Origin of the sequence: Candidatus Sulfuricurvum sp. RIFRC-1, assembly GCF_000310245.1 — a bacterium.
Taxonomy (GTDB): domain Bacteria; phylum Campylobacterota; class Campylobacteria; order Campylobacterales; family Sulfurimonadaceae; genus Sulfuricurvum.
Genome location: NC_020505.1, coordinates 243,692 through 268,545, shown reverse-complemented (window position 1 = coordinate 268,545; position 24,854 = coordinate 243,692). Strand labels below are relative to the sequence as shown.

Annotated in this window: 27 protein-coding genes; 6 read left to right on the top strand and 21 right to left on the bottom strand. The window is 44.2% G+C overall.

Annotation, left to right across the window (positions count from 1 at the left end):
- Positions 1-2 precede the first annotated feature (2 nt).
- From B649_RS01435 to msrP, 8 genes are read right to left on the bottom strand one after another with little or no spacing between them, the layout of a single operon-like run.
- Positions 3-1,124 (bottom strand): dehypoxanthine futalosine cyclase, encoded by a 1,122-nt coding sequence (locus B649_RS01435; RefSeq protein ID WP_015652718.1) that lies wholly within the window; start codon positions 1,122-1,124, stop codon positions 3-5.
- Positions 1,125-1,129: 5 nt separating this feature from the next.
- Complete coding sequence (nusB, locus tag B649_RS01430) at positions 1,130-1,528, bottom strand: transcription antitermination factor NusB (RefSeq protein WP_015652717.1); 399 nt, start codon at positions 1,526-1,528, stop codon at positions 1,130-1,132.
- Entirely contained in the window at positions 1,528-1,998 is a 471-nt protein-coding gene (ribH, locus tag B649_RS01425; protein WP_015652716.1) for a 6,7-dimethyl-8-ribityllumazine synthase, read from the bottom strand. The genes nusB and ribH overlap by 1 nt, the downstream gene beginning before the upstream one ends.
- 25 nt (positions 1,999-2,023) lie before the next feature.
- On the bottom strand, positions 2,024-2,818 hold the full coding sequence (kdsA, locus tag B649_RS01420) for a 3-deoxy-8-phosphooctulonate synthase (protein ID WP_015652715.1): 795 nt from the start codon (positions 2,816-2,818) through the stop codon (positions 2,024-2,026).
- 43 nt (positions 2,819-2,861) lie between these two features.
- Entirely contained in the window at positions 2,862-4,091 is a 1,230-nt protein-coding gene (locus tag B649_RS01415; protein WP_015652714.1) for an FAD-dependent oxidoreductase, read from the bottom strand.
- Between the two features lie 36 nt (positions 4,092-4,127).
- Complete coding sequence (locus B649_RS01410) at positions 4,128-5,276, bottom strand: aminoacetone oxidase family FAD-binding enzyme (protein WP_015652713.1); 1,149 nt, start codon at positions 5,274-5,276, stop codon at positions 4,128-4,130.
- Positions 5,273-5,875, bottom strand: coding sequence for a ferric reductase-like transmembrane domain-containing protein (locus B649_RS01405; protein ID WP_015652712.1), 603 nt, complete (start codon positions 5,873-5,875; stop codon positions 5,273-5,275). The genes B649_RS01410 and B649_RS01405 overlap by 4 nt, the downstream gene beginning before the upstream one ends.
- A gap of 10 nt (positions 5,876-5,885) precedes the next feature.
- Complete coding sequence (gene msrP, locus B649_RS01400) at positions 5,886-6,806, bottom strand: protein-methionine-sulfoxide reductase catalytic subunit MsrP (RefSeq protein WP_015652711.1); 921 nt, start codon at positions 6,804-6,806, stop codon at positions 5,886-5,888.
- A 51-nt stretch (positions 6,807-6,857) separates the two neighbouring features.
- On the opposite strand from msrP, the gene rimO reads away from it, so the two are divergent.
- Positions 6,858-8,174 carry a 30S ribosomal protein S12 methylthiotransferase RimO gene (gene rimO / locus B649_RS01395; protein ID WP_015652710.1) on the top strand — a complete coding sequence of 439 codons (1,317 nt, stop codon included), beginning with the start codon at positions 6,858-6,860 and terminating at the stop codon, positions 8,172-8,174.
- Entirely contained in the window at positions 8,167-9,162 is a 996-nt protein-coding gene (gene tilS / locus B649_RS01390) for a tRNA lysidine(34) synthetase TilS (RefSeq protein WP_015652709.1), read from the top strand. Before rimO ends, tilS begins: the two co-directional genes overlap by 8 nt.
- Here the strand turns inward: tilS and lon are convergent.
- Together lon and bamD are read right to left on the bottom strand one after the other, a co-directional pair.
- Positions 9,137-11,560, bottom strand: a complete 2,424-nt coding sequence (gene lon, locus B649_RS01385; protein ID WP_015652708.1) for an endopeptidase La — start codon at positions 11,558-11,560, stop codon at positions 9,137-9,139. The genes tilS and lon overlap by 26 nt on opposite strands.
- A 14-nt stretch (positions 11,561-11,574) precedes the next feature.
- On the bottom strand, positions 11,575-12,291 hold the full coding sequence (gene bamD / locus B649_RS01380; RefSeq protein WP_041192367.1) for an outer membrane protein assembly factor BamD: 717 nt from the start codon (positions 12,289-12,291) through the stop codon (positions 11,575-11,577).
- A gap of 131 nt (positions 12,292-12,422) precedes the next feature.
- Between bamD and fliW the strand changes: the two genes are divergently transcribed.
- On the top strand, positions 12,423-12,812 hold the full coding sequence (gene fliW, locus B649_RS01375) for a flagellar assembly protein FliW (protein ID WP_015652706.1): 390 nt from the start codon (positions 12,423-12,425) through the stop codon (positions 12,810-12,812).
- Positions 12,805-13,566, top strand: coding sequence for a pyrroline-5-carboxylate reductase (locus tag B649_RS01370; protein ID WP_015652705.1), 762 nt, complete (start codon positions 12,805-12,807; stop codon positions 13,564-13,566). Before fliW ends, B649_RS01370 begins: the two co-directional genes overlap by 8 nt.
- Before the next feature lie 7 nt (positions 13,567-13,573).
- Here B649_RS01370 and B649_RS01365 read toward each other — a convergent pair whose 3' ends face one another.
- From B649_RS01365 to B649_RS01335, 7 genes are read right to left on the bottom strand one after another with little or no spacing between them, the layout of a single operon-like run.
- Positions 13,574-14,176 carry a hypothetical protein gene (locus B649_RS01365; protein WP_015652704.1) on the bottom strand — a complete coding sequence of 201 codons (603 nt, stop codon included), beginning with the start codon at positions 14,174-14,176 and terminating at the stop codon, positions 13,574-13,576.
- Positions 14,173-14,706 carry a hypothetical protein gene (locus tag B649_RS01360; RefSeq protein WP_015652703.1) on the bottom strand — a complete coding sequence of 178 codons (534 nt, stop codon included), beginning with the start codon at positions 14,704-14,706 and terminating at the stop codon, positions 14,173-14,175. The genes B649_RS01365 and B649_RS01360 overlap by 4 nt, the downstream gene beginning before the upstream one ends.
- A complete protein-coding gene (locus B649_RS01355) occupies positions 14,703-15,734 on the bottom strand; it encodes a hypothetical protein (protein ID WP_015652702.1) in 1,032 nt (343 codons plus the stop codon). Before B649_RS01355 ends, B649_RS01360 begins: the two co-directional genes overlap by 4 nt.
- Positions 15,731-16,573 (bottom strand): tyrosine-type recombinase/integrase, encoded by an 843-nt coding sequence (locus B649_RS01350; protein ID WP_015652701.1) that lies wholly within the window; start codon positions 16,571-16,573, stop codon positions 15,731-15,733. Before B649_RS01350 ends, B649_RS01355 begins: the two co-directional genes overlap by 4 nt.
- Before the next feature lie 12 nt (positions 16,574-16,585).
- The gene (locus B649_RS01345; RefSeq protein ID WP_015652700.1) at positions 16,586-17,209 is read right to left on the bottom strand and encodes a lysophospholipid acyltransferase family protein; all 624 of its coding nucleotides are present in this window, start codon (positions 17,207-17,209) and stop codon (positions 16,586-16,588) included.
- Positions 17,202-18,500 carry a tRNA (N6-isopentenyl adenosine(37)-C2)-methylthiotransferase MiaB gene (gene miaB, locus B649_RS01340; RefSeq protein WP_015652699.1) on the bottom strand — a complete coding sequence of 433 codons (1,299 nt, stop codon included), beginning with the start codon at positions 18,498-18,500 and terminating at the stop codon, positions 17,202-17,204. Before miaB ends, B649_RS01345 begins: the two co-directional genes overlap by 8 nt.
- A 5-nt stretch (positions 18,501-18,505) precedes the next feature.
- Complete coding sequence (locus B649_RS01335) at positions 18,506-18,748, bottom strand: HP0268 family nuclease (RefSeq protein ID WP_015652698.1); 243 nt, start codon at positions 18,746-18,748, stop codon at positions 18,506-18,508.
- Positions 18,749-18,910: 162 nt separating this feature from the next.
- On the opposite strand from B649_RS01335, the gene nusA reads away from it, so the two are divergent.
- Complete coding sequence (nusA, locus tag B649_RS01330; protein WP_015652697.1) at positions 18,911-20,041, top strand: transcription termination factor NusA; 1,131 nt, start codon at positions 18,911-18,913, stop codon at positions 20,039-20,041.
- 127 nt (positions 20,042-20,168) lie between these two features.
- Here nusA and B649_RS01325 read toward each other — a convergent pair whose 3' ends face one another.
- Positions 20,169-21,122 carry an ABC transporter permease gene (locus B649_RS01325; protein ID WP_015652696.1) on the bottom strand — a complete coding sequence of 318 codons (954 nt, stop codon included), beginning with the start codon at positions 21,120-21,122 and terminating at the stop codon, positions 20,169-20,171.
- Between the two features lie 77 nt (positions 21,123-21,199).
- Positions 21,200-22,495, bottom strand: coding sequence for a porin (locus B649_RS01320; protein WP_015652695.1), 1,296 nt, complete (start codon positions 22,493-22,495; stop codon positions 21,200-21,202).
- A 251-nt stretch (positions 22,496-22,746) separates the two neighbouring features.
- Here B649_RS01320 and B649_RS01315 point away from each other — a divergent pair, with 251 nt between their 5' ends.
- Entirely contained in the window at positions 22,747-23,169 is a 423-nt protein-coding gene (locus tag B649_RS01315) for a hypothetical protein (RefSeq protein WP_015652694.1), read from the top strand.
- 24 nt (positions 23,170-23,193) lie between these two features.
- Here the strand turns inward: B649_RS01315 and fabI are convergent, their stop codons facing one another.
- On the bottom strand, positions 23,194-24,018 hold the full coding sequence (fabI, locus tag B649_RS01310) for an enoyl-ACP reductase FabI (RefSeq protein WP_015652693.1): 825 nt from the start codon (positions 24,016-24,018) through the stop codon (positions 23,194-23,196).
- Positions 24,018-24,740, bottom strand: a complete 723-nt coding sequence (locus B649_RS01305; RefSeq protein WP_015652692.1) for a triose-phosphate isomerase — start codon at positions 24,738-24,740, stop codon at positions 24,018-24,020. Before B649_RS01305 ends, fabI begins: the two co-directional genes overlap by 1 nt.
- Between the last annotated feature and the right edge of the window lie 114 nt (positions 24,741-24,854).

Genomic DNA, 24,854 nt, shown 5'->3' with positions numbered 1-24,854 from the left:
CACTAATTATCACTGCCCTGAAAAGGGCTAGCTTCAGTGCCACAGCGGCTAGCGTAACCGGATGGGCTTTGCTCATTCGGTGTGAAAATCTCAAGTAGATCGTAAGCGGTATTACGAATCGCCGGAGTTTCGCCGATATCGCGGATCAGATGAACCATTTCATCTTTTGCCATCCGAAACCCTGCACCGGCACTGCGAACAACGTTCTCTTCCATCATCGTTGAACCCAAATCATTCGCACCATAGAGCAATGCCATCTGACCGATGTAAGGTCCTTGAGTTACCCATGAGCTTTGAACATTCGGGAAATTGTCCAAGAAAAGGCGTGAAACCGCTAACAGTCTGAGATAACGGTTGGAAGATTGTTTTTCAATCTCAGGGTGCTCAATCATCAACTGAGTATTTTGCCCCTGAAATGACCACATAATAAAAGCACGGAATCCGCCCGTCTCATCTTGAAGATCACGAATCAAATTCCAATGCTCGATAATTTCTTCATCGGTTTCTACCGTACCGTACATCATTGTGGCTGTCGATTTAATCCCGAGTTTATGCGCTTCTCGATGAACATTCACCCAGTCTAACGAATCCATTTTTTTCGGTGCTATGATATCACGGACACGGTCACTAAGTATCTCAGCCCCGGCACCCGGAATCGATGCCAATCCTTTGGCATGAAGCCGTGAAAGGCACTCTTGGATCGTGATATGGGAAACTTTGGCAATAAAATCGAGTTCAATCGAGGAAAACCCATGGATAGTAATCGTAGGGTATTTAGTATGGATATGTTCGACCAAATCCTCATACCATTCGATTTTGAGTTTCGGGTGGACACCCCCTTGAAACAAGATCTGGGTTCCGCCGATTTCTAAAAGTTCGTCAATTTTTTGGTCAATCTCTTCAAAAGTAAGGACATAAGCATCTTCGTCTTTACCGTGACGATAGAAGGCGCAAAATTTGCAATCAACCCAGCAGACGTTGGTATAATTGATATTGCGATCAACGACAAATGTCGTAATACCTTCTGGATGCAGCTCACGTTTGCGAGCCGTTGCCATCTTTCCGAGTTCTTTAAGATCAGCGTGGCGAATGAGTTCGAGTGCTTGCTCTTTACTAAGGCGCATTGTGTCTATTTATCTCGTGAAATTGCGTCAAGAACGCCATTGATAAACTTTGGTGATTGTTCACTTCCGAACGCTTTTGCCACTTCGATCGCTTCGTTGATGATAACCGCCGAATCAAGCTCACCGTACATAATCTCATATCCGCCCAAACGGAGTGTCGCACGCTCAATTGAACCTAAACGGTCAAAATCCCAATCTTTGAGATGTTTAACGATTGCTTCATCCACTTCCGCCAAATGTTCCGTTACCCCTTTGAATAAATCAAGGGCAAAATCACGCTGTTTGTTACGGATTTTTTTCTCTTCAAGGATTTCATCACTAAAATCAGAGATAGTCTGGTTCCCCAAATCGTATGCGTACAATAAACTTACTACCGCCATGCGGGCTTGATGACGTGTTGCCATTATGCGCCAATTTCCGCGTATAAATCTAACATTTCGATGACAACGGTCATTGCTTCAAACCCTTTATTCCCTGCTTTGGTCCCTGCACGTTCAATAGCTTGCTCGATGGTATCGGTCGTCAAAAGTCCAAACGATACCGGTTTTTTGTGTTTCAAACTCACCGTTGCAATCCCTTTGGTCGCTTCAGCGGATACGTAATCAAAATGAGGCGTTGAACCACGGATTACGGCACCCAATGCACATACAGCGTCGTATTTACCGCTAGCTAGAAGCTGCTCGATCACCATCGGAAGCTCGAACGCACCCGGCGCTAAAACGTGTGTCAACTCATCAGCGTTTCCGCCGTGACGTGCATAGGCATCTTTTGCCCCTTCGACAAGACGATCAACGATAAAATGGTTCCAGCGTGTGCTGACGATCGCTACTTTTTTATCCGTGCGAACACGAAGTTGTCCTTCGATAAGTTTCATACATTTCCTTTGTAAGTTTTAATCTCTATTTAATTTCACTTAGTTGCAATAATTTTTCGCTAAGTTCTTCTAATTGTTCTAATTTTAGCATATTCGGCCCGTCACTCAAAGCACAAATAGGATCGAAATGGGTCTCGAAGAAAAATCCGTCCACTCCGACGGCTGCGGCGGCGCGTGCGAGGTGTGGAACCATCGAACTGTCTCCTCCGGTTTTCCCCGTTCCCGTTCCCGGCATTTGCACGGAGTGGGTCGCATCGAAAATCACCGGTGCGTATTCGCGCATTATCACAAGTGAACGCATATCAACTACGAGGTTGCCGTATCCGAAACTTGAACCCCGTTCACACAACAAAACACCGTGTTTTTGAGAAGCTTCATAACTCACCTCATCACATCCTCGGGTTTTAAGTACTTTAGCAACCGAAAAGCGCATATCTGCGGGAGTCATAAACTGCCCTTTTTTGATATTCACCATTTTATCGGTTTTGGCCGCCGCCACCAATAAATCGGTTTGACGACATAAAAAAGCGGGAATCTGTAACATATCGACCACTTCTGCCGCAAGGGGAACCTGATAGCTCTCATGTACATCGGTGACGATTTTGTAGCCAAAATCGTCTTTGACCTTTTGGAGTATTCGAAGTCCCTCTTCGATCCCCGGTCCGCGATAGCTCTCCAATGAAGTGCGGTTCGCTTTGTCAAAACTCGATTTGAAATAAAAATCAAATCGAGGATCATTCTGATAGCGTTCGAGCGATTTGGCGATTTTAAAAATCGACTCTTCGCTCTCGATGACACACGGTCCGGCTAAAAGTATCATCCATGCTCCTATGAGTTAATAGTGATATTGTACTGTGAAAAAATTAAAATCCCTTTCGACAAGGGCCTTTATTTTTTCGCAACAGTTCAACCCCTTTAGCGCACTGCAAATGTATACGAAATCGATAACTTCGCATTACTATCGTCTTTATCCAATAGCCCAATAAACCACTAAAACGGATCCATCCCAGCAATGAGACACTGGCATACTTGCCGCCCAAAGCTATGAGCGTCCCTCGTATCCGTAAATCAGAGGGAATCATTATTTCATTTTTCATCAGTGCTATGATATTTTTTGCCGCATGTTCAGCGCTTTGCCCTGCACTTTGAGCCGAAGGTGAAACCATGTTTCCTTTTCGGTCACGTAACTCGGCTATATCTCCAACCGCGAAGACCTGTTCACATGATGGGAGACGCAAATAATCATCGACGATTAATTGCCCTTTTTTATTTTTCGGAACATCCAGAGCCGATGTCAAAGTCGATGCAACAATCCCTCCGGCAAAAATCATAAAATCAAAACAAACGGACTCTTTTTCATTGAGAATCAGAGTATGTTCGTCAACCGATGTAATGCGGGAGTGATTGATAATTTTCACCCCGAGCTGTAAAAGTCGCTGTGTTGCGTGTCGGACCAAATACTCTTCCATCCCGTCCAAAACATTTTTATGAGGAATAATTAAACAAATATGTATTTTTTCGCAGGTAAGAGTGTTGTCTCTGTGAAATATCCGCACATAATGGGCCATTTCCGCTGCAATTTCAACACCGCTCAATCCGCCGCCGCCAATCACGATATTAAATGGCTCAGTGTGCCATCCCCCCTCGCTCTCCATTTTTTCATACAAACGCTGTTCAAACTGCTGTTTGAATGCCAATGCACCAGAAAGGGTTTTAACTCCATGGGCATGTTCTCTTAGCCCAAGGATAGAGCTCGGATACGCGGTACGGCTCCCGGCACATAAGACTAAATAGTCATACGGATGACCCGAATTTTCTCCGAGAACATGTTGGTTTTTAAAATCAATCTTACGGACAGTGTCTTTAACGTAGAGTACATGCTCCCCATAGCTCAAACAAAGGGCCACAAGATCGATCGAAACCATCGTCATTGAGCACTCATTAGCAATCAATTCATACGCATCGGTCTGCAGATAGTGATAAGGGTGCTGATCGATTAAGACGATATCGCATATTCCTGACATCGCCAGAACATTGAGCGCTTTAACCCCTGCATATCCTCCACCGATAATAACAATACGATGGCGTTTCATAGTCTCCCTCACTCTAAAGCTTTGGAACCGATTATATCACTGTTTCATAATTGCAGTGGAACAAACAACAGCAGAGCTAAACGCCCACTGAAAATTATATCCCCCCAACTCACCCGTCACATCCACTGTCTCGCCGATAAAATAGAGTCCACTTACTTTTTTACTTTCCATGGTTTTCGGGTCAATTTCTTCGCACGCTACCCCGCCGCGACATGCTTCAGCTTTACTCAAACCGAAGGTCCCTGATGGAGCCATAGCATAATTTCGGATACGTAAAATATGCTCCCACTCATTCGGACTTAAGCGGTTACACGGTTTATCTTCGACTCCGACAGCCTCTAAAAATGCTTTGATAAACCGTTTCGGCAACGGCAATGCACTACTGAGGAGTTTTTTCTCTTTTTGAATTAACTTCAACTCAAAATTGGGGAGAAAATCGATCACGATCTCCCCGCGATGCCAATAAAGCGATGCGGAGAGGACAACGAGGCCACTGATCCCCTTATGGGCAAACAGTAAATCTTCATCCAGCGTTTTTCCTGCCACATGAATGCGTGCAGGGCAACTGATCCCGCTAAGCTCCTTCATCCAAAACTCTTTAGGCTGTAATGTCAGCCCCACCAATGCAGGGGAAAACGGCACAGTTTGAATCCCATAATTTTGAGCAATCTTTACTCCGATATCACTCGCACCAAGTTCTTTGTAACTCGCACCACCCGTTGCAACCACGACACGACGGGCTTGAAGTTTCCCTTTGTCGGTTATGACGATAAAAGGATTCTCCCCCTCTACGGAGAGGATTTTATACCCCAAAAGAAGATCGCATCCATTTGCTTTTCCCATCAAAATAGCAATCACTTCATCACTGCTTTTCGGACAAAAGTAATACCGTTCTTTGCGGATAACCGGACGTAAACCGCCTGTTTTAAAATAGTCTAAAAGAGCTTTTTGAGGGAAAACGGAGAGTGCATTTTTCACCAAATTTTCATCCCCTAGAAAATGGGTCTCATCCACCTCAACATTGGTGAGGTTGCATTTGCCTCCGCCGCTGGCTTTGAGCTTGAGTGCGGGACGATTATTTCCCTCGATAATTGCAATGGAAAGGGAGCTGTTTTGACGTAACTGTGCCGCACACATCAGCCCGCTCGCCCCGCCTCCGAGAATAAGTACGTCGTAATGTTTCATCGTTTAATAAGCCGCAGTACCAGCAGAGAAATAAGAACCCCCGCTACTGATATATTGTCCCATGTGATCGTTTTATGACTCATCAGATAGTGAATCACAATCAATACTGCGGCAATATAGACCATCCTATGCCATGTTCGAAACAATCCAAACAGTTTTTTGGTCGAGGTAAGCGCCATGGTAAGCATAATGACAAATGCCCCCATTCCAAATGCGATGAAAGGCTTTGTTAGCACTTCATGCATTACATCCTGAAGGTTAAATTCCTGATCGATTCCAATAAATAGCATCGCATGAATCAATGCATAAAAAAATGAAAACAATCCGCTCAAACGACGATATCGGATGAGATTGAGTTTAAAAAAAACACGAATAGGGGTGAAGCTAAGGGTGAGAGCCAAAAGCCAGAACGCACTGTTACCGGATAGATTAATGAGGAACTTCAATGGATCATTCGGAGATTTAGTCAGTGTTAGAGGGATAAAATGCTCTAAATAAGCAAAAAGTCCACGTAACCACTCCGGCTGAAACTCGACACTAAAACGAAGCACTGCATAAACAATCGGAAGTAACGCACCGATCCAAATTAGTATTCTCATTAAACCTCTTTTAGTAAAACTTTCGTAAATCCATATTTTTATACAAATGGGCAACTTGGTTCCCATAGCCGTTAAACGCTAACGTATCTTGTTTAAAGAATTTACCCAAGACACGCTCGCGCGCTTGCGACCACCGAGGATGATCGACAGAAGGGTTGACGTTGGCATAAAATCCATACTCATTCGGAGCGATTTGATTCCACGTCGAACGGGTTTGATGATTGCTTAGAGTAATTTTGACAATGCTCTTGATACTCTTAAACCCGTATTTCCACGGCACAACCAAGCGGATCGGTGCACCGTTTTGGGGTAAGAGCTCTTTGCCGTACAACCCCACGGCTAAAATCGTAAGGGGATTCATCGCTTCATCGATTCGCAATCCTTCTCGGTATGGAAATGGAATATTACCGAAACTTTTGGATTGCTGCGGAAACTGGAGCGGATCAAACAGTGTCTCAAATTCGACATATTTGCTTTTGGAGGTCAAACCGGCCTGTTTCAGCAGAGAGGCGAGACTAAATCCGACCCACGGTACTACCATCGCCCACCCCTCTACACATCGAAAACGGTATATCCTCTCTTCCAGCGGTATTTTTTTTATCAGAGTATCTATATCCAGTGTCAGAGACTTTTGAACTTCTCCCCCTACTGTGAGTGTCCACGGACGTACTTTCAAATTTTTAGCCAATTTTGCCGGAGACTCTTTATCGGTTCCGTACTCGTAAAAATTATTATACGTCGTAATTTGATCATACGATGTCAGTTCCAATGCACTTTTGGATTTCTCAAATCCCAATGCCGCCATCAGTGGCGATGTTCCTAGCAATGCGGCCGATGCACCCAGTTTCATAAACGCACGACGCTCATGATAGAGCGACTCGGATGTTATCTCCGACGAAGGGATCAAATCGTAATTGTGTCGTCTAAGCATCTTCAACCTCCAGTTGGCTATAATTGCACTATATTATCCAAGGGTTGGTAAATGTCCAAAAAACTCCATATAGTTTCATTAGGTTGTACTAAAAATCTCGTCGATACCGAGGTCATGCTTGGGCGTCTTAAAGATTTTGAAATGACCGATGCGAGCGGTGAGGCAGATGTCATTATCGTTAATACCTGCGGATTCATCGATGCGGCGAAACAAGAGTCGCTCAACACGATCTTTAATCTCGACGCGGGACGTAAGAGTGATTCGGTTCTCGTTATGGCGGGATGTCTCTCTGAACGGTACAAAGAGGAACTCTCCAAAGAACTGAGCGAAGTCGATATTTTCACCGGAGTGGGTGATTACGACAAAATCGACGAACTTCTCGCTGCGAAACAGAGTCGCTTTACCCCTGAAGTTTACCTTATCGACGGTGCCGAGCGGGTCGTTACGGGATCGACGTATCATGCCTACATCAAACTCTCCGAAGGGTGTAATCAGGTATGCAGTTTCTGCGCTATCCCCTCGTTCAAAGGAAAACTCCATTCACGAGATTTAGAGAGTATCGCAAAAGAGGTTGAAGGGTTAGTGGCCAAAGGGTACTATGATTTCAGCTTCGTTTCCCAAGACTCCAGTTCCTATCTACGCGACCAAAATATTTCGGATGGTCTCATCCACCTTATCAAACGGATCGAATTGATCGACGGGGTAAAAAGTGCCCGTATCCTTTATCTCTACCCTTCTACCACGACGTTGAAGCTGATCAAAACGATCGGTGATTCCAAAGTTTTCCACAACTATTTCGACATGCCGATCCAGCACATCAACGATGATATGCTTCGCATCATGAAACGGGGATTTGGAAAAGCAAAAACCCTTGAGCTCCTTAATGCCATGAAAGCACTCCCTAATGCCTTTATCCGCACCAGCTTTATCGTCGGCCACCCGCAAGAGTCTGAAGCCATGTTTGATGAGATGGCAAAGTTTGCAGGGAGTTTCGGATTTGATCGTCTGAACGTCTTTAGCTACTCTGACGAAGAGGGAACAAGCGCCTATACGATGGACGAAAAAATCCCCTCCAAAGTGATCAATGCCCGCGCTAAAAAACTGGGGGAAATCGCTTCCGATGTCGAAGTGGCAAGTCTGCAAAAACTTGTCGGTCAGGAAATCGACATCATCATCGACGGTGAAAGTGACGAGCACGAATTTCTCCTGAGCGCCCGAGCACTTAACTGGGCACCGGAAGTAGACGGCGAAATCTACGTCAACGATCGTGAAGTAGAGGGCGAACTCAGCTTCGGAAAAATCTACCGTGCCCGCATCACGGAACTTGCCGAAAAACGCCCTCTGGCAACCGTAACGGGAAATGTCTGAACTTCTCCATCTTGAGCGTCTAAAAGAGGGGAGAGTTCTCCTCGCTTTCTCGGGAGGGGTCGATTCGACTGCCCTCTTTCATCTTCTCCTTGAGCATAATATTGCATTTGATATTGCCCATGTCAACTATCACACCCGCGACACCAGTGAGCATGAAGCGCAAAGCGCCATTGATCTCGCCCAAAAACACAATCTTCAATGCCACACCCATTCTTGCCATCTTGCAGGAAGCAATTTCGAACATCGTGCCCGTGAAGAGCGATACCGATTTTTTGGCTATCTGATGAAAAAGTACGGCTATACCTATCTTCTCACCGCCCATCAGCTGAATGATCGTTTGGAGTGGCTGATGATGCAAATATGCCGAGGATCAGGTTTACCGGAGATGCTGGGAATCCGTTCACACGATCAACGTGAGGGGATTGAAATCCTCCGTCCCCTTCTCGAATGGGATCGCGAATCGATTGAAGGGTATCTATACAAACACCATATCCCCCATCATATCGATGAGAGCAATGCGGATGAGCGCTATACCCGAAATGCTTTTCGGCATCGATACAGCACTCCGATGATGCGTGAATATCGTGATGCTATCCGCCGAAGCTTTCGTTATCTCGAAGAAGACAGCGAATCGCTAATTCACCCCGTTGATTTTATGTGTGTAGAGGCTCTCTCTTATGCCCGAAATCCTGAAAATATCCGCTCATTAATGGTTGGAATTGATACCTTTTTTAAAAATAGAGGATATTTGCTCAGCCAACATGACAAAGAGGCGTTGAAGCGTGGTGGTGAACATATTATCGCCCGTCACACTGTAGTATCGATCGAGGGTAATTATACGTTTATCGCTCCGTATGAGCATAACGTTGTCATGGATAAAGGGTTCAAGGAAGAGTGCAGAAAACTAAAAGTAGGTAGCAAACTTCGAGGATACCTTTACGGTTCACCCGAAGCTATGCGTGTTATCCGTCGATTAAAAGGCGACTGAGAACTTCTTCAATCCGACTCACGCCGACGATTTCGATCGCTGCTTTCACTTCATCCGGTATATCACTCAAATCACGATCATAATTTTTCTGAGGGATAAGAGCCAGCTTCATCCCTGCACGGTGTGCGGCGATCAGTTTTTCCTTCAATCCGCCAATCGGAAGAACATTTCCAGTGAGGGATACCTCACCCGTCATCGCGATATCGGCACGTACTTTTTTGTTGGTCAAAATCGATGCGATAACGGTGGACATTGCAATCCCTGCACTCGGACCATCTTTCGGTGTTGCACCGTCAGGTACGTGGATATGAAGGTCAAATCGCTTATACACTTCGCTCGCATCGACCGGGAGATCGTTTTCACGCTCAGTAGGGCTGAGAGGAATAATCGAGTGATCTACCGTAATTTTTCCCTCGTCAATCAACGTTTTGACAACCGAGAGGGCAATACGGGCAGACTCTTTCATTACGTCCCCTAAACTACCGGTGAGCTGTAATACCCCTTTACCGTTGATACGGATCGCTTCGATTTTCAAAACATCGCCGCCCACTGCCGTCCATGCAAGACCATTGACAACACCGATACGATCGATATGGTCGGTTCGGTCGATCTCAAAAATTGTTTTTTCCAAAAAGTCTTTGAGATTTTTCAAACTCACGGTCACTTTTTGGGTACTCGGATCTTCGAGAATCTTTTTCGCCGCTTTACGGACGATATCGGCAACACGGCGGCGAAGGTTACGAACACCTGCTTCGCGGGTATGTTTTTCGATCACTTCTGCCAATGCCGTTTTCGAAATCGAAAGTTCCGCCGGTTTAAGACCGTGTTTCTTCAACTCCTGAGGGATCAGATACTGTTTAGCGATCTGAAATTTCTCCTGCGGCGTATAAGAGCTTACCGAGATAAACTCCATCCGATCGCGCAACGGTCCCGGAATCTGTCCTACGTCGTTCGCCGTCGCGATAAAAATCGCTTTGGAGAGATCGAGGTTGAAGTTGAGATAATAATCTCTGAAATGGGTATTTTGCTCCGGATCGAGAATCTCCAACAATACCGCCGTCGGATCACCCCGATGCGATTTCGCTACCTTGTCGATCTCATCGAGGACGATGACCGGATTCATTTTTTTCGCTTCGATCACACCCTGTACGATTCGCCCTGGCATGGCACCGATGTAGGTACGACGATGTCCACGCAGTTCGTTAACATCTTCGAGTCCACCCAGTGCGATTCGCACAAGAGGGCGTTTAAGCGCTGTGGCTATCGAGTTGGCAAGTGAAGTCTTACCCACACCCGGAGGGCCCGCGAAACAGAGAATCGCACCGCGCCCCTCTTTATCGGCAATACCGCGCAATTCCAACAACTCTTTGACCGAGAAGAATTCTAAAATACGTTCTTTCGGTTTCTTGAGTGAGAAGTGATCTTTGTTGAGCTGGTTTTCGACGTCGTGGATATTGAGCGCTTTTTTTGACTCATCACCGTAAGGAATCTCCAATACCCATTCGAGATAGGTCTGAATCATCCCCGCATCGGCACTGTCAGGGTGCATCCGTGCAAAGCGCTCCAGCTGTTTGTTGATCTCTTTGTACGCATCAGGATGCATTTTATCTTTTTTGGCATCAAGCTTTTTGCGGAACTCTTCGATCTCTTCGTCACGATGGGTATCGGTTCCCAGCTCTTTTTGGATCTGCTTGAGCTGTTCTTTGAGAAAATACTCTTTGTTCACTTTTTCAATGCGGGAATGAACTTTGGATCGGATCTCTTTTTGGAGCTTGGAAGCTTCTGTCTCTTCAATCAATTCATCAATCAACATCAAAAACCGTTTTTCCGGATCACGCTCGATAAAAAGTTTGTAGGCATTCTCTTTTTTGATCTTGATCGAACTGCAAATCAAATCGACGATACGATTGTATTCGTGATTCTCTTCGATCGTACGAAGCAAATCGGGGGGAAAATAGTTGCTTACCTGTGAAAGTGCACGTACTTTTTCACGAAGCACTTCCAAAATTGCATCCATTTTGAGTTCATTAACCGCATTGGACGATATCAAATCGACATGGGCACGCAGAGGGTTATCATGAACCATCTCAATTACATGACCACGCGCCAATCCTTGAAAAAGTACCTTAATTCGGCCATCAGGTAACACAACCTTGCGCATTATCGAACCGATTACTCCGGCATCATAAACGGAATCACCTTCTCGCTCCCCTTCGTGTTCCGGTTTCACAGGACATACGATCACGAGAGAGTTATTTTCAATCGCTTCGGCAGCAGCGGCAATATTTTTTTCATCGTTTAGAAATAACGGTGAGATCATAAATGGATATAAAAAAAGCTCATCTTCGGCAATAACCGGTAAATTAGTGGGGAAAGAGCTGTAATTACTGAGTTGCATGGGAAAAAATCCTCTTATTTACTTTGATTATCATCCATAGAGATGACATTGCGTGTTTTCGGAATAAGGAAATCATACCAACTGCTGCTTCCATCACCTTCAAACATTTCACGATACCACGGAATATCGGCATTGACGACTTCATCCGCTTTAATCCACGTTACCGGAGCCATTGAACGATAATACCCTGCGCCTTTAGGTTTGCCTAAACGCTCATACATTTGGGCAATATTTTCATTCAGTACTCCACGAGCGAGTTGCAATTGTGTTTCCATCGTATTAATTTGCGGTAAATAGGTGGAATACGGGTAACTCATTTTAAATGTCTCCACCCCTTTTAACGTTTCATCGATCAATCCCTGATCCCGTCCCGGATTCGGAAGGGCCAAGAATTTTGCTTTGATTTTCAAGAACTCCGCATTCTCGCGCCCTGCAGGAGTGGCGTAACGACGGATATATTCATTAAGAAAATGTTCCGCAAGCAGATATTCATCATGCGCCATATGCGCTTGAGCCATAATCATGGTTGCTTCCGCTAAAAATGGAGAACTGATATGCTCACTTTGAAGTGAACTAAAATAGCTGTCTGCTTTTTCCAGATTACCGTTTGAAACTGCCGTAACCATCTTTTCATACCAATACTCTGCAGGCTTATTAAACTCTTCGAGTTCTTTACCGCATCCGGTAAGAAGAATAAGTGCCGTCATTGCGATTAACCATGTTCTAATCATTGAGAAAACCTACGCTCTATTTGAAATTATCAGCTATTTTACCGTAAAGAGATTAAACACCCCTACAATGAGTTGAAACTTTTTAGTTTGATGTGTTAAAATCAGTCCATTATAGATATAAGAAGGTAGTTATGCAATTTGATTTAAAACTTCCCCTGCTGGGTTTTGAAGCAGTCTCGAAAATGGAGCTTCAAAAACTGGACGAAATTTTTTTACGGTTAGAAAGTGTTGGAGATGGTCCCTCTTTTACCTTAATCAACCCTTTTGCATTACGCGAATACTCTTTCGATATCCCTTCCTCACTCCAAGGATTGTTGGGGATTACCCCTGAGAGCAACCTTTTGATTTATAACATTATGATTTTACAAACGCCCATCGAAAAATCGACCATCAATTTTATCGCACCTCTGATTTTTAATACCGACAATCAAACCATGGCCCAGATTATCGTCGATAACCGTGCCGATTTCGGAATTGCCGAGCCGGTTGAAAAATACCTCAAGGGATCTACCAATGGCTAAATCAATCACCTTCGTCGGCAACGGGAAAATGGCCCTTGCCCTTGCAAAAGGCCTTTGTGAAACCCATGCGATCGAGGTGATCGGCCGAAGCATGGCTGCGATGGAAAAATTCGAGCAATCCTTGAATATCCCGCTTAAAAAAACACTCTACGCGGATGCCGATATCACCAATAAAACGGTTATTTTGTGTGTCAAACCTTCTAACCTTAACGAAGTAGCCCCTTATCTAAAAGGGAATGCGCATGCGTTGTACTCGGTTTTGGCCGGTACACCCCTGGCAGCACTTAAAATAATCTCTGCACGTACGTATTGCCGTGCAATGCCTAACCTTGCTGCGGAAGCGGGAGCCTCTATGACCTCTTTGGTCGGCGACAGTACAATCGTGACCAATGCAATCGCATTGTTTGAAACGATTGGCTCAACCCTCTGGCTTAGCAGTGAAAAAGAGCTCGATATTGCAACCGCCCTCGCCGGAAGCGGACCGGCATATCTTGCTCTCATTGCCGAAGCACTCTGTGATGGAGCGGTACGTGAAGGGCTCAAACGTGATGATGCCATGGTATTGATGCGCGGCCTTTTCAATGGATTTGGCAAATTGATCCAAACCACTCATCCTGCCCTCCTAAAAGATGCCGTTATGAGTCCGGGAGGAACAACGGCCGCCGGTTATGGGGCATTGGAAAAAGGGAAAGTAAGAGAAGGGTGTATGGAAGCGATTCATGCGGCCCATGATCGTGCCAAAGGGATGAAATAATCCCCTTTTAATGGTGAGGCGGCGGAGTATGTTCCTTCATGGGAGCATGCTTTTTCGTTTCTTTCTTAGGAGGAAGAGATGCTTCTTCATTTTTTTCTTTTTCCAAAGAGGCATTATGCACTCTCATAGTAAAACTTGAGCGAATTTTATCCCCGTCTCTCTCAAAATGGATCGGAAAATTAACCCCGATTATCCATTTACTTTTATTGACCGATTCAATAAAGTTGTAAAAACTTTCCGGTGATGTAATTTTAGAGGTTGCATTCACTTCGTAAACCGTAAAACTCCCATTTGTTTCAAATGTTGTCACTTCGGTTAGATACAGATCGGTGAACTCTTGTTTATAAATTTTTTCAAAGTGATCAGGGTTAAAAGAGGTGTTAAACGCTTTAATCGTATGCCCATTACGTTCTTGAAGTTCTTTGAGACGCTCTTGTGTTTGATCGTGTTCCCGCTGTGCCACATCGAGTTGTTGAAACTCTTTTTTACTCTCAAGGCGCAATGATCGATACTCTTTCCCTGTCGGAATCAACAAGAAAAAAGAGAACAAAATCACCGCGATTAAAAGGACAGCCGAGAGAATGACGATATAGAGCGTTTGACGGTTCATTTGATCTCCTCGCCCTGAGTCATCGTTTCATCATCCAAATAATTCGATGATACAAATCGATACCATCCGTTTTCTATCGGATAAAAACTGGTGTAAGTACGATGAAAAATAGAGCGGAGCGGAGCATGAAGCCTATATTCATAGGTATCTTTATTCGGAGTCGTACCGTATAAAATAAGCGATGAACTCTCCAGCTCGGCGCGATCAAGGGTAATATCATCAGGGACCAGATCGAACAAATTGCGAATGCTCTCTTTCATAACCGTATTATCGGTTGTAATCTGCTCGGCAATTTTTACCTCTTTTTCGATTGTTTTGATCTCTTCTTCCATTTGAGTAATCGAGTGCTTTAACGATTTTTCTTGCTGTACAACTTCTTCGCGTTCATCGATAAAATCATACGTTTTATATTCTAAAAAGAGATAAGTTCCCACTAACATCATAATGGTAACAATGAAAAAGAAAAGGACGAGGCGCAGTTCTCCACTGATAAGACGCTTAGGGTTCGGAGTAATAAAACTGTGTTTCACAGTTCCTCCTCTTCGCTCATTGCGAGAGATATCACCTCATCACCCATATCGATACGGCGGATCAATACATTTAAAAAAAGTTCCTCCTCGAGATACCGCTTCAGCTCAACTCCGCTCCCGTACGCATCAGCAATATAGACCGTTTCTACAAAACGATCATTGCATTGTTCTGAAGCGTAAAAACGGGAGAGAGTTTTTTGAATAAACTCAAACCGGGCAAAATCGTCATTGAAACCCTCCATCTCCTGCTTGATCTCATCACTGCGCGGAAGAACTAAACGTTTCTCTTCAATGGTAGGCTGATCATCGCTGAATTCGTCTATATCCTCGAGAGCATCAAGATCTTCGATATCACTTAGATTATCCAGTTCATCAATAATGTCCAAATCGTCCAAATTTTCAATATCATCTAGACTGATCCCTCGTTCAACCACTTCGTCTTCTTCGACACCGACGGTAAATCCGATGACATTTCCTTCTTGTTCAATCCCTGCTCCTTCATGTCGGTGCATCGGATAATGATGTGCGTATTCAAGTTTCCCATCATCAAAAAATGCAACACTGAACGAATCTTTTTGAGCCAATGCGTAAAGGGCAAATCCGGTGCCGATTTTATCTCTAAAAAAATTTTCAATAATCGAAAACGGTGAAAAGACAAAATCCAATCCTAGAGTAGAATACTGTTTTTTCAGCGTTTCAAGTTCCAATATCGAAGTATAAAGAAGCCATTTTTGATTACGGCAAAGAGTTTTGGCTCCATTTAAATCCTCTGCAATGTCGTGCAATGAACAGCCGTTCAATGCCCCTTGATTCATTCCCGGATTTAAGATGGCAATATAATGCAGAGGAGAAATATCAAGTCGTTTTCGCACATACCCCGCCATATCCTCGTATGCCGTGGATCCTTCAAAATGTCGGCTCTCTTTGGAGAGGAGTTTTTTCTGTTTGAGGGTAACAACACGTACGTCGTAAGAGCCTCCATCGGGAACAATAGCGATAAAGATTTTCTGATATAACCACGCTATCACAAAGATTCCCCATGAGGAAGGCATAATGGATGCGATTGACGATAATGATCCATTTTCAAAGCATTTCCCAATTTGGTATAAATCTGTGTGGTAGCCATACTTGCGTGACCCAACAATTCGCTAACATCGGCAATCCGCGCACCATTGTTTAACAGTTCGGTCGCATACGTATGACGCAATTGATGAGGTGTCACTTTGAGTCCAACCTTTGCGAATGCCTTGGTAATTATATATCTTAGACTATTTTCGCTTAATTTTTCACCCAAAGCCTCAAAAACGTACTCTTTGGAAGGGTAATGAACAAGATACTCTTGTGCCATCACCCGAATTGACTCAATCATCGGAATGTCGCGTTCTTTTGACCCTTTTCCTCGAATACGAGACCACTCATCCGACATATCAGCAACACGAAGATGGGAAAGTTCTGAAATACGAAGTCCCATCGTATACAAAAGGATAATGGCCAGTTTAGCGGTCGGTTCAGCGTATTGAAGTGCATGAAGAACATGCTCATGTGCGATCGGTTTCGGGAGAGTTTTGGGAATTTTCACACTCTCATCCCCCTTAAGCTCAACAATTTTTCCTTGTGAACGGAGGTATTTGATGAAACTTCGGATGGCACTGAGTTTAGAGGCAATCGATTTGGGATTGAGCGAAGCGATTTTGAGTCGTAAAGGCATAAGATTGATCGACAATACCCCTGATTCTTCCTCGATTTCAGCGTTACAGAGCATTGCATCGATCGAATCATGATAGCTTTGGATGGTAAGAGCTGAATATCCCCGTATCCCATCGAGATATTTTAAAAAATCTTCTTTGGCACGATGGAGTTCACTCATCGTCGCAGCACCTTAGAGTACATGTTCCATCAATTTTTCTTTGATCACCGCTTTGGCCGCTTCCATCTCCAATCCGTTCACATCGATAGGTTCAGACGCATAGAAATCAAGGGTTCCAAACGGTTTTGGAACACTAAAACGGTCCCAACTGGGGAGTTGCCAAAACTTTGAGGGGACACAGCTGTAAACGATCACTTTGGTGTTCCGTTTTTGCGCCATAATCACAACTCCGTCACTCATCTCATGACGAGGCCCTTTCGGACCATCGGGAGTTATTCCTATATCATACCCCTCACTGAGTGATTTAAGCCCCTGAATAAGTACTTTAGCTCCTCCGCGAGTGGTAGAGCCGTGAATCGTCCCCAGTTTAAAATAACGCATAATACGTGCGATAATCTGACCGTCAAAATGATCGGAAATCAAAACATTGGCTTTAGGGTCTTTGCGGAATTGGTAATAGAGATACGGTTGCATCAGTAAATCTCCGTGCCAAAAAGCAAAAATAACGGGTTCTGAAGGGATAACGTTGGGAAGATGAAACCGCTTTGCGTTCGTAAGATAAATAAGACGAATCAGGAGTGTTCCGATAGGAGGGATAAACCACAACGCAAGTTTGCGAAGAAGTTCTTTACGCAATGATCTCTCCATACTGGACGTTACGCGAAACCTCCGTAATTTTCACCGATGCGATTGTGCCTAGCATCTCCTCGCTCCCCTTAACTTTAACCCCGAGATTATTATCACTGCGACCCGCAACATAACCACCCTCGCGCAACTCTTCAAAATAGACCTCAACGATCTTACCTAAATTGACCAATTTCATCTCATCGAGTATCTCATCATGCCTTGCTTGCAGTCTGCTGAGTCGTTCGGAACCCACTTCTGAATCCACTTCTGCCATTTTCTCCGCTTCTGTCAATGGACGAGGGGAGTATTTAAAACTAAAGAGCTGTTCAAAACGAACTTGATTCAGCACCTCCATAGTCTCTTCGAAATCTTCATCACTCTCTCCGGGAAACGCGACGATAATATCGGTGCTGATACTCACATTAGGAACCAACTCCCGCAATTTGCGAGCGCGGTTTAAAAACCAATCTTTGGTGTATCCGCGCTTCATCGCTTTGAGAATCTCAGTCGATCCGCTTTGAAGCGGCATGTGCATCGATTTACAAATTTTTGGATTGCGGGCAAACTCTTCGATAAATTCATCATCCATATGAAGCGGGTGGGGAGAGGTGAATCGGATACGTTCCAACCCTTCCACTGCACTCACACGACGAAGAAGCTCAGTGAAGTTGATTTTTTCATTCCCCCCCGACAAACGGCGACCGTAGTTGTTAACATTTTGACCAAGGAGGAAAACTTCTTTCGCACCGCTGTCTACCGCTTTACGCGCTTCGGCGACGATCAAATCGGGAGGAATTGATATCTCATCCCCACGGGTTTTCGGAACGATGCAAAACGTACACTGCTTATCACAACCGATCGAGATATTGATATAGGCTTTATAGGGGCTGCTGCGGAAATCTTTGAAGGCAAACTGTGATTCATCATAATCGATTTCGATTTCAACCGCTTTATCACGGTGCAATACATCGGCAATCTTAGAGACATTTCGGGCACCGAGAACGAAATTGACATACGGTGCGCGCTTGATGATCTCTTTACCCAAATGAGACGCCGTACATCCACACACGCCGATTTTAGCGTCCGCTTTTTTGAGTTTGTTAAAAACACCGAGTTCAGAGAAGAGTTTGTGTACCGGTTTTTCGCGGACGGAACAGGTATTGATGAGGATGAGATCGGCAGCGCTCGCATCATCGGTGAGCTCATACCCCTCATGGGCGTTAAGTTCCGCGATCATGTGCTCAGAATCACGCGTATTCATCGCGCATCCGAGCGTCTCGATAAAAAGTTTCTTACTCATTCAGACTATAAAATATGTACTTCGTACATGTATTCGTTAGCTGAAAGTCCAAATTTTACTTCGCGCATGTAAAAACTTTTACCTTCGCCTTCGAAATGATCTTGAAGCGCAAGAAGGTCTTTGTGTGAGTTTTCACGGTCAAAATAGAGGATAGACGAGTTGCTTTTCTCTACCATCTCAGTGATTTTTTTGAGGTCGATTTTACGAGGTTTGGTGTCGTGTTCGCTACGGGCGAGTTTGAGTTCCATTGCTTTTCCCTTTTATAGAGTTCTTGATATTAGGGGGATTATAGCGGTGATATGATAAATATCCTATTAAGAGAAATTTATGTATAATACCTATCCTTCATAAAAAAGCTTTCCCAACCAACCAATTTTTTATGAGTTACCACTAATCAAGAGGATAGTCCTATGGAAAATATTTTAGATATTATTGATTCAATTGCCAACGAAAAAGGGCTGAGCCGCGAAAATGTCCAAGAAGCGATCAAAACCTCATTTATCCAAACCGCTAAACGAATTATCAATCCGACATTCGCTTTTGAAGCGGATATCGATGATCGCACAAAAGCGGTAAAACTCCGCCAAATCATCACGGTTGTGGCTGATGATGCCCCTGAAATCGAAGGGGAAGAAGCGGGTGCTTATATGAGCATCACTAATGCATTAGAGATTGATGACGAAGCTGAGATCGGCGACCAGCTCCAAATGGAACACGATATCGAGAGCTACGGGCGCAGCGCATTTGCCGCTTTACACCGCGAAATCGAATTTCATATTCAACGCCTCGTAGAGAATGAGTTATACGATAAATACAAAAGTAAAATCAACCAAATCGTCTCCGGTCGTGTCACCCGTGTTGACGGAGATCAAAATACTACTATCGAGATTGATGAAATCCGTGCTGTATTACCGATGAAAAGCCGTATCAAAGGTGAAAAATTCAAAGTGGGTGATATGGTCAGCGCCATTGTTCGCCGCGTCCATGTAGATAAAGCCAACGGTATTTCGATGGAGCTTTCCCGTACTGCTCCTAAATTTCTCGAAGAGCTTTTAGCTCTTGAAGTACCTGAGATCAAAGACGGTATCGTCGTCGTTGAAAAATGTGCTCGTATCCCGGGTGAGCGTGCGAAAATTGCCCTCTACACCAACCGTCCTCAGATCGATCCGATCGGTGCAACCGTAGGTGTACGCGGTGTCCGTATCAATGCAGTTAGTGAAGAGTTGTGCGGGGAAAATATCGACTGTGTAGAATACAGCTCATCACCGGAACTTTTCATCTCTCGTGCCATGAGCCCAGCGATCATCAGTGCGGTTGTGGTTTCCGAAAACGGTGACGAGAAAAAAGCGGTTGTCACCCTTCCAAGCGATCAAAAATCCAAAGCAATCGGAAAAAGTGGGATTAATATCCGTCTTGCGTCGATGTTGACAGGTTATACCATCGAGCTCAATGAAGTGGGCGGAAGTGCTCAAATGGGTGAGAAAGCTCAGGAAGAGAAAAAAGAGGGATTAAGTTCGCTCGAAGCTCTATTCGGGAATTAATATTTATACATACTTTTCTTTTTCATAAGAAAAGTATCAAAAGAAAATCGCCCCCACAACAAATCGCTGTCGGTACGCCTCCGCACTACTGCGGGCGACCTTGCTCTTGTATGTTGTGGTGGCAGTATTATCTTTTTACAAACGGATTCAACTTCAACAACACCGCATCCGCAATCTGATTCCCGATCAACGTCAAAAACGCACTCATCATTAAAATCCCCATAATCACCGGATAATCCCGACTCATCGCCGATAGATAAAACAACTGTCCCATCCCCTCGATCCCAAATATCGATTCCAATATCACCGATCCGCCGATAAGTCCCGGCAACGATAATCCCAACATCGTCACAATCGGCGGTAAAAGATTGGGGAGGATATAGTAGCGGATAACTTTAATCTCCGATATTCCACGTGAGCGGGCAAAATAGATATAGTCACTTTTGAGGATTTCGAGGGTTAGAGAGCGGATATAGAGAACCAAACTCCCTACCCCGACAAAGACCATAACCGCAATCGGCAAGGTCAAATGCCATGCCATATCAATATAATATCCGAATCCCTCAGGTGGCTCAAGTGAATGCATCCCCGCAATCGGAAACCATCCCAATGTAACACTCAGAACCATCATCGCCACCAGTGCCAGATAATACGACGGCATCGCAAAGCTGAGCAGTGCGAACTGACTCGTAATCGTATCGGCTTTACGTCCGTGCGCCAATGCCGCTTTAATCCCCATCCATAGTGAAAGAGCAAACGTAACCGCCATCGCAATGACATTCATCCACAGTGTTACCGGAAGACGATCCGCCACGACATCAGAGACCTGTGCACCACTGACAAACGAGATACCGAAATTGAGCGTAAGAAGATTAACAACCCAATCACAATATTGTTGAAACAAAGGCTTATCAAGCCCGTAGATAGAGCGCAGCTGTGCGATCGCTTCAGGAGTCATATTAGGGTTGAGTTCCCCCCCCATAAAACTGTTCGGCGCCATATGAATCGCCCCAAACGACAGGACCGAGATCAGAAAAAGCATTAAAAATGTGTAGAGCAATGATTTGAGAAAATATTTCATAGGATGATTATAGCGAAAGAGGAGAAAGGGTAAAAGAAGAATTCATCCCCGAAAGGGATGAAAGAAGCAAAAAACTCTTAGAAGTTAAGAGTTAAGTATGCTTGAACCGTATTGTAATCTGAACCAGAATTTTGATCATCAGCATCGGTTGAGATATACGCCAAAGTCGCATCCAATGGTCCGAAAGATTTAGAAGCAGTCAATGTTACTTCATCAACATTTTTAGTACTTCCAACAATATCGTTATCTACAGATGTATAATACGCACCTAATTTAGCGACACCTGCGTTGTATTCAGCAGTTACGTTCACAGATTCAGCGCCTGGAGCACCTACGTATCCATAGTTCCACCATGCTTCAGTGTACAATTTAGATTGCGCTGCAGAAAGATTATTGGTTGCAACGTTTGCAATTTTCAATGTGCCATCATTATCAGCATCTGAATATGCTACTGAAACTTTAAGATTCTCAACACCTTCATAACCTAATTTAACTGCAAATGCAGAAGAATCTTTCGTTACACCAGCATCAGCCAAAAGACTTTTTGGATCCATATTTGCGTATTGTGCACCGATTTTGACACCTTTAACAAGTTGGCAATCGATATCTGCTTGCAACCAATATGCATCAGCGACACCGCCAACATTGTAATACCACGCTTGTACGGTAGCAGGCTTGAACGAGTTGTTCACCAATGCTGCAGCATACGCACCTTGTTTTGCAAATGTTGTGAACTTCGCATTGGTTGTTAGAATACCATCAATACCAAGAGCTTGAGTACCTGCAGTTGTACCGTCGATATCTTGACGATTGTCAGTCACACCAAGAAGCCCGTTAGCTCCTAGTACGTTTACACCATTTCCTTTTCCTACCCATGCACCGACCAAAGTCGTGTCCGGAATATCTTGATTAATCAATACTGCTGCATCAAAGGTATTTGCTGCAACTGACCATTTTTCAGAAAATGCAAATGGAGTATCTAATTCCATACGTCCCAATTTTGCAGTTGTTTTACCAAGAGTAGCAGCAATCCACAATTCACTAACCCATGCTTGATCATCAACTGAACCACTGTGATAGTGTGCACCTGTCCAAGTATTTGCTACAAGGTTGTTTTCAAGACCAAGAGTACTTACTGCATTTGCAGTCACACCGAATGAAATACCTTTTGCCAAATCACCGGTTACACCAAGACGCAAAGCAGTATCAGCTGCACTCTGAGCTTGATCAAATAAATCAGTATTTGTACCAGTCCCTGAATCATTTGTGCTATAGAATACTTTCGCATCCCCGCTTACTTTTACATTATCGATTGCGAACGCGCTCGCTCCTAGCAACACTGCTGCTGCAAGACTCATTTTAACTAACTTCATTGATTCTCCTTAAGTTAAGCTTGACCTTATGTTTTTGTTTCGTCGGGGTTAATTGTAACGCCGCTATTCTTAAACATAGCTGTAAAAAATAAATTTCATTTACTCATGGTTTACTAATCAAAAATCCCTATTTTACGGAGTATTACATTTTTGTTTAATTTTTTAAATGAATAATCATCATAAATCTAGGACGCTTTGTGGTATAGTTCAACTTAGTATCAAATTATCAAATAATCCAAAGGAAACTGCTAATGAATCCAATTCACCTGTTAACTGCCGCTGTAAGCACCTTACTCCTCGTTGGATGTGCTAATCGTGAAGGGGTAGCCCCGTCACAAAACGCATCACTTCATTCTGTGTCGCCCAATACTCCTGCGGCGACTGAGGGGGGTGCAATGCAACGTGCTTTGGATGCTTGGTTAAAAGAAGAATGGTCACCGTTGACCAAAACGTCAGAGGTTACAACAACGACAACAACACCCGATGGGAAGGTCATTACAGAGACTAAAATGATGGAAGTTCCTAATACGGATATCAATGAAACGTTTACATTGCAAAAATATGCGGATAAATGGAAAGTGTATCAAGAAAATAAAGAGAAGATGAATGCAGGAAAACCGAAAGATCCTTCCCACATCGATATGTTAAACAGAATGCCGCTTATCGGAAAGTAACTATTGGTAACACTGGGAGAGATTTTATTCTCTCTCATCCCAACAAAATACGCTTTTACCTTCTGCATTTTTCTCAACAGCTGCCATTCCCATAATATTATAACCCGCATCAACGTAATGAACTTCACCACTTACACCGCTTGAGAGATCACTGAGCAAATACATCGCGGAGTTTCCGACTTCTTCGATCGTAACGTTTTTACGAAGTGGCGCATTGGCCTCATTCCAATTCAGAATTTGTTTGAAATCACCGATACCGCTGGCTGCAAGGGTACGGATAGGCCCTGCACTGATCGCATTTACCCGTTGTCCTTTTGATGCGCCAAGCTCTACCGCCATATAACGCACCGTTGATTCGAGCGCTGCTTTAGCAACTCCCATAACATTATAGTTCGGGATGTATTTCGGTCCGCCGAGGTAACTGAGGGTGATAATCGATGCACCCGGAGCTAAAACAGACTCAAGACGATTGGTCAAATCGATCAAAGAATAGACCGAAACATCCATTGCGATTTGAAATGCGCTTTTAGACGTTTTCATAAAACCTTCGGTAAGTGCTTCTTTCGGAGCAAATGCAACTGAGTGAACCAAAAAGTCAATTTGACCGAAATCCGCCGCCACTTTTGCCGCAATCGCTTCCATATCGTTCTCATCGGAAACATCAAGTTTGTAAACCGGGGAGTTATTAAAACTCGCTGCGATCGGTTCTACCCGTTTTTGCAACGCTTCATTGAGATAGGTGAACGCCATTTGCGCCCCTTGAGCGTGCAATGCCTGTGCGATCCCGTATGCGATTGATTTATCGTTGGCTAAACCTACGATCAGACCTTTTTTCCCTTGCATTAACATTAATTATTCTCCTCTTCTGTATTTAATTCCGCTGCTTGAGCAATCATTTCGCAAAAATCATTGGCACTGAGAGAGGCTGATCCGACAAGAACACCGTCCACATTCTCTAAAGCCATGATTTCACCCGCATTTTCCACTTTTACACTTCCGCCATAAAGCAATGGCGCATGCGTTTTCCCCCGAAGTACTCCGTGAAGCAGTTCAATATCACGATTGGATGGAGTCAGCCCCGTTCCGATTGCCCATACCGGCTCATACGCCAAAATCAAATCACCATATGAAAGATCAATCCCCTCAAACTGTTTCTCAATATACGACAGCAGGGCAGCATCACCCGCTTCACGTACTTCGAGAGGTTCACCGACACAGTAGACGATTGCAAATCCCTGATCCGCGAAAAAACGGAATTTTGCCGCAATCTGTTCTTGTGTCTCACCGATAACGTGACGACGCTCAGAGTGACCGATGAGGATCGTCTTAATCCCGAATTCTTCGAGCTGCTCAAGTGCAATCTCTCCGGTATACGCACCATTTTGGACAGGGTAAGCGTTTTGAACACCAATCAAAACATTACGGGGGTCATGATCTAGCGCCGTAAAGGGAGGAAATACAATAATCGTATCACTGATATCGTTTGCACTTACAAATGACTCCACTACCGCCATATAAGCACGTGTCTCTTGACGTGTTTTGTTCGCTTTGAAATTAGCGCATAAAATCATGGTAACTCCTTTATCTTAGGCTTCTTGACACATTATCCGTTCGCCCTGAGCCTGTCGAAGGGTAAGCGGTTTGTTCATGGTTCGACGAGCTCACCACGAACGGAATTTAGTCAT

Bases quoted from the DNA above. Each gene is read 5' to 3' on its own strand.
- tilS (WP_015652709.1), top strand. From the start codon at position 8,167: ATGTCTGAACTTCTCCATCTTGAGCGTCTAAAAGAGGGGAGAGTTCTC.
- B649_RS01370 (WP_015652705.1), top strand. From the start codon at position 12,805: ATGGCTAAATCAATCACCTTCGTCGGCAACGGGAAAATGGCCCTTGCC.
- B649_RS01365 (WP_015652704.1), bottom strand. From the start codon at position 14,176: ATGAACCGTCAAACGCTCTATATCGTCATTCTCTCGGCTGTCCTTTTA.
- B649_RS01405 (WP_015652712.1), bottom strand. From the start codon at position 5,875: ATGAGAATACTAATTTGGATCGGTGCGTTACTTCCGATTGTTTATGCA.
- B649_RS01350 (WP_015652701.1), bottom strand. From the start codon at position 16,573: ATGAGTGAACTCCATCGTGCCAAAGAAGATTTTTTAAAATATCTCGAT.
- B649_RS01305 (WP_015652692.1), bottom strand. From the start codon at position 24,740: ATGATTTTATGCGCTAATTTCAAAGCGAACAAAACACGTCAAGAGACA.
- nusA (WP_015652697.1), top strand. From the start codon at position 18,911: ATGGAAAATATTTTAGATATTATTGATTCAATTGCCAACGAAAAAGGG.
- fabI (WP_015652693.1), bottom strand. From the start codon at position 24,018: ATGTTAATGCAAGGGAAAAAAGGTCTGATCGTAGGTTTAGCCAACGAT.
- ribH (WP_015652716.1), bottom strand. From the start codon at position 1,998: ATGAAACTTATCGAAGGACAACTTCGTGTTCGCACGGATAAAAAAGTA.
- msrP (WP_015652711.1), bottom strand. From the start codon at position 6,806: ATGCTTAGACGACACAATTACGATTTGATCCCTTCGTCGGAGATAACA.
- B649_RS01325 (WP_015652696.1), bottom strand. From the start codon at position 21,122: ATGAAATATTTTCTCAAATCATTGCTCTACACATTTTTAATGCTTTTT.
- kdsA (WP_015652715.1), bottom strand. From the start codon at position 2,818: ATGATACTTTTAGCCGGACCGTGTGTCATCGAGAGCGAAGAGTCGATT.
- bamD (WP_041192367.1), bottom strand. From the start codon at position 12,291: ATGATTAGAACATGGTTAATCGCAATGACGGCACTTATTCTTCTTACC.
- B649_RS01320 (WP_015652695.1), bottom strand. From the start codon at position 22,495: ATGAAGTTAGTTAAAATGAGTCTTGCAGCAGCAGTGTTGCTAGGAGCG.
- B649_RS01410 (WP_015652713.1), bottom strand. From the start codon at position 5,276: ATGAAACATTACGACGTACTTATTCTCGGAGGCGGGGCGAGCGGGCTG.
- miaB (WP_015652699.1), bottom strand. From the start codon at position 18,500: ATGAGTAAGAAACTTTTTATCGAGACGCTCGGATGCGCGATGAATACG.
- B649_RS01335 (WP_015652698.1), bottom strand. From the start codon at position 18,748: ATGGAACTCAAACTCGCCCGTAGCGAACACGACACCAAACCTCGTAAA.
- B649_RS01435 (WP_015652718.1), bottom strand. From the start codon at position 1,124: ATGCGCCTTAGTAAAGAGCAAGCACTCGAACTCATTCGCCACGCTGAT.
- fliW (WP_015652706.1), top strand. From the start codon at position 12,423: ATGCAATTTGATTTAAAACTTCCCCTGCTGGGTTTTGAAGCAGTCTCG.
- rimO (WP_015652710.1), top strand. From the start codon at position 6,858: ATGTCCAAAAAACTCCATATAGTTTCATTAGGTTGTACTAAAAATCTC.
- nusB (WP_015652717.1), bottom strand. From the start codon at position 1,528: ATGGCAACACGTCATCAAGCCCGCATGGCGGTAGTAAGTTTATTGTAC.
- B649_RS01415 (WP_015652714.1), bottom strand. From the start codon at position 4,091: ATGAAACGCCATCGTATTGTTATTATCGGTGGAGGATATGCAGGGGTT.
- B649_RS01315 (WP_015652694.1), top strand. From the start codon at position 22,747: ATGAATCCAATTCACCTGTTAACTGCCGCTGTAAGCACCTTACTCCTC.
- lon (WP_015652708.1), bottom strand. From the start codon at position 11,560: ATGCAACTCAGTAATTACAGCTCTTTCCCCACTAATTTACCGGTTATT.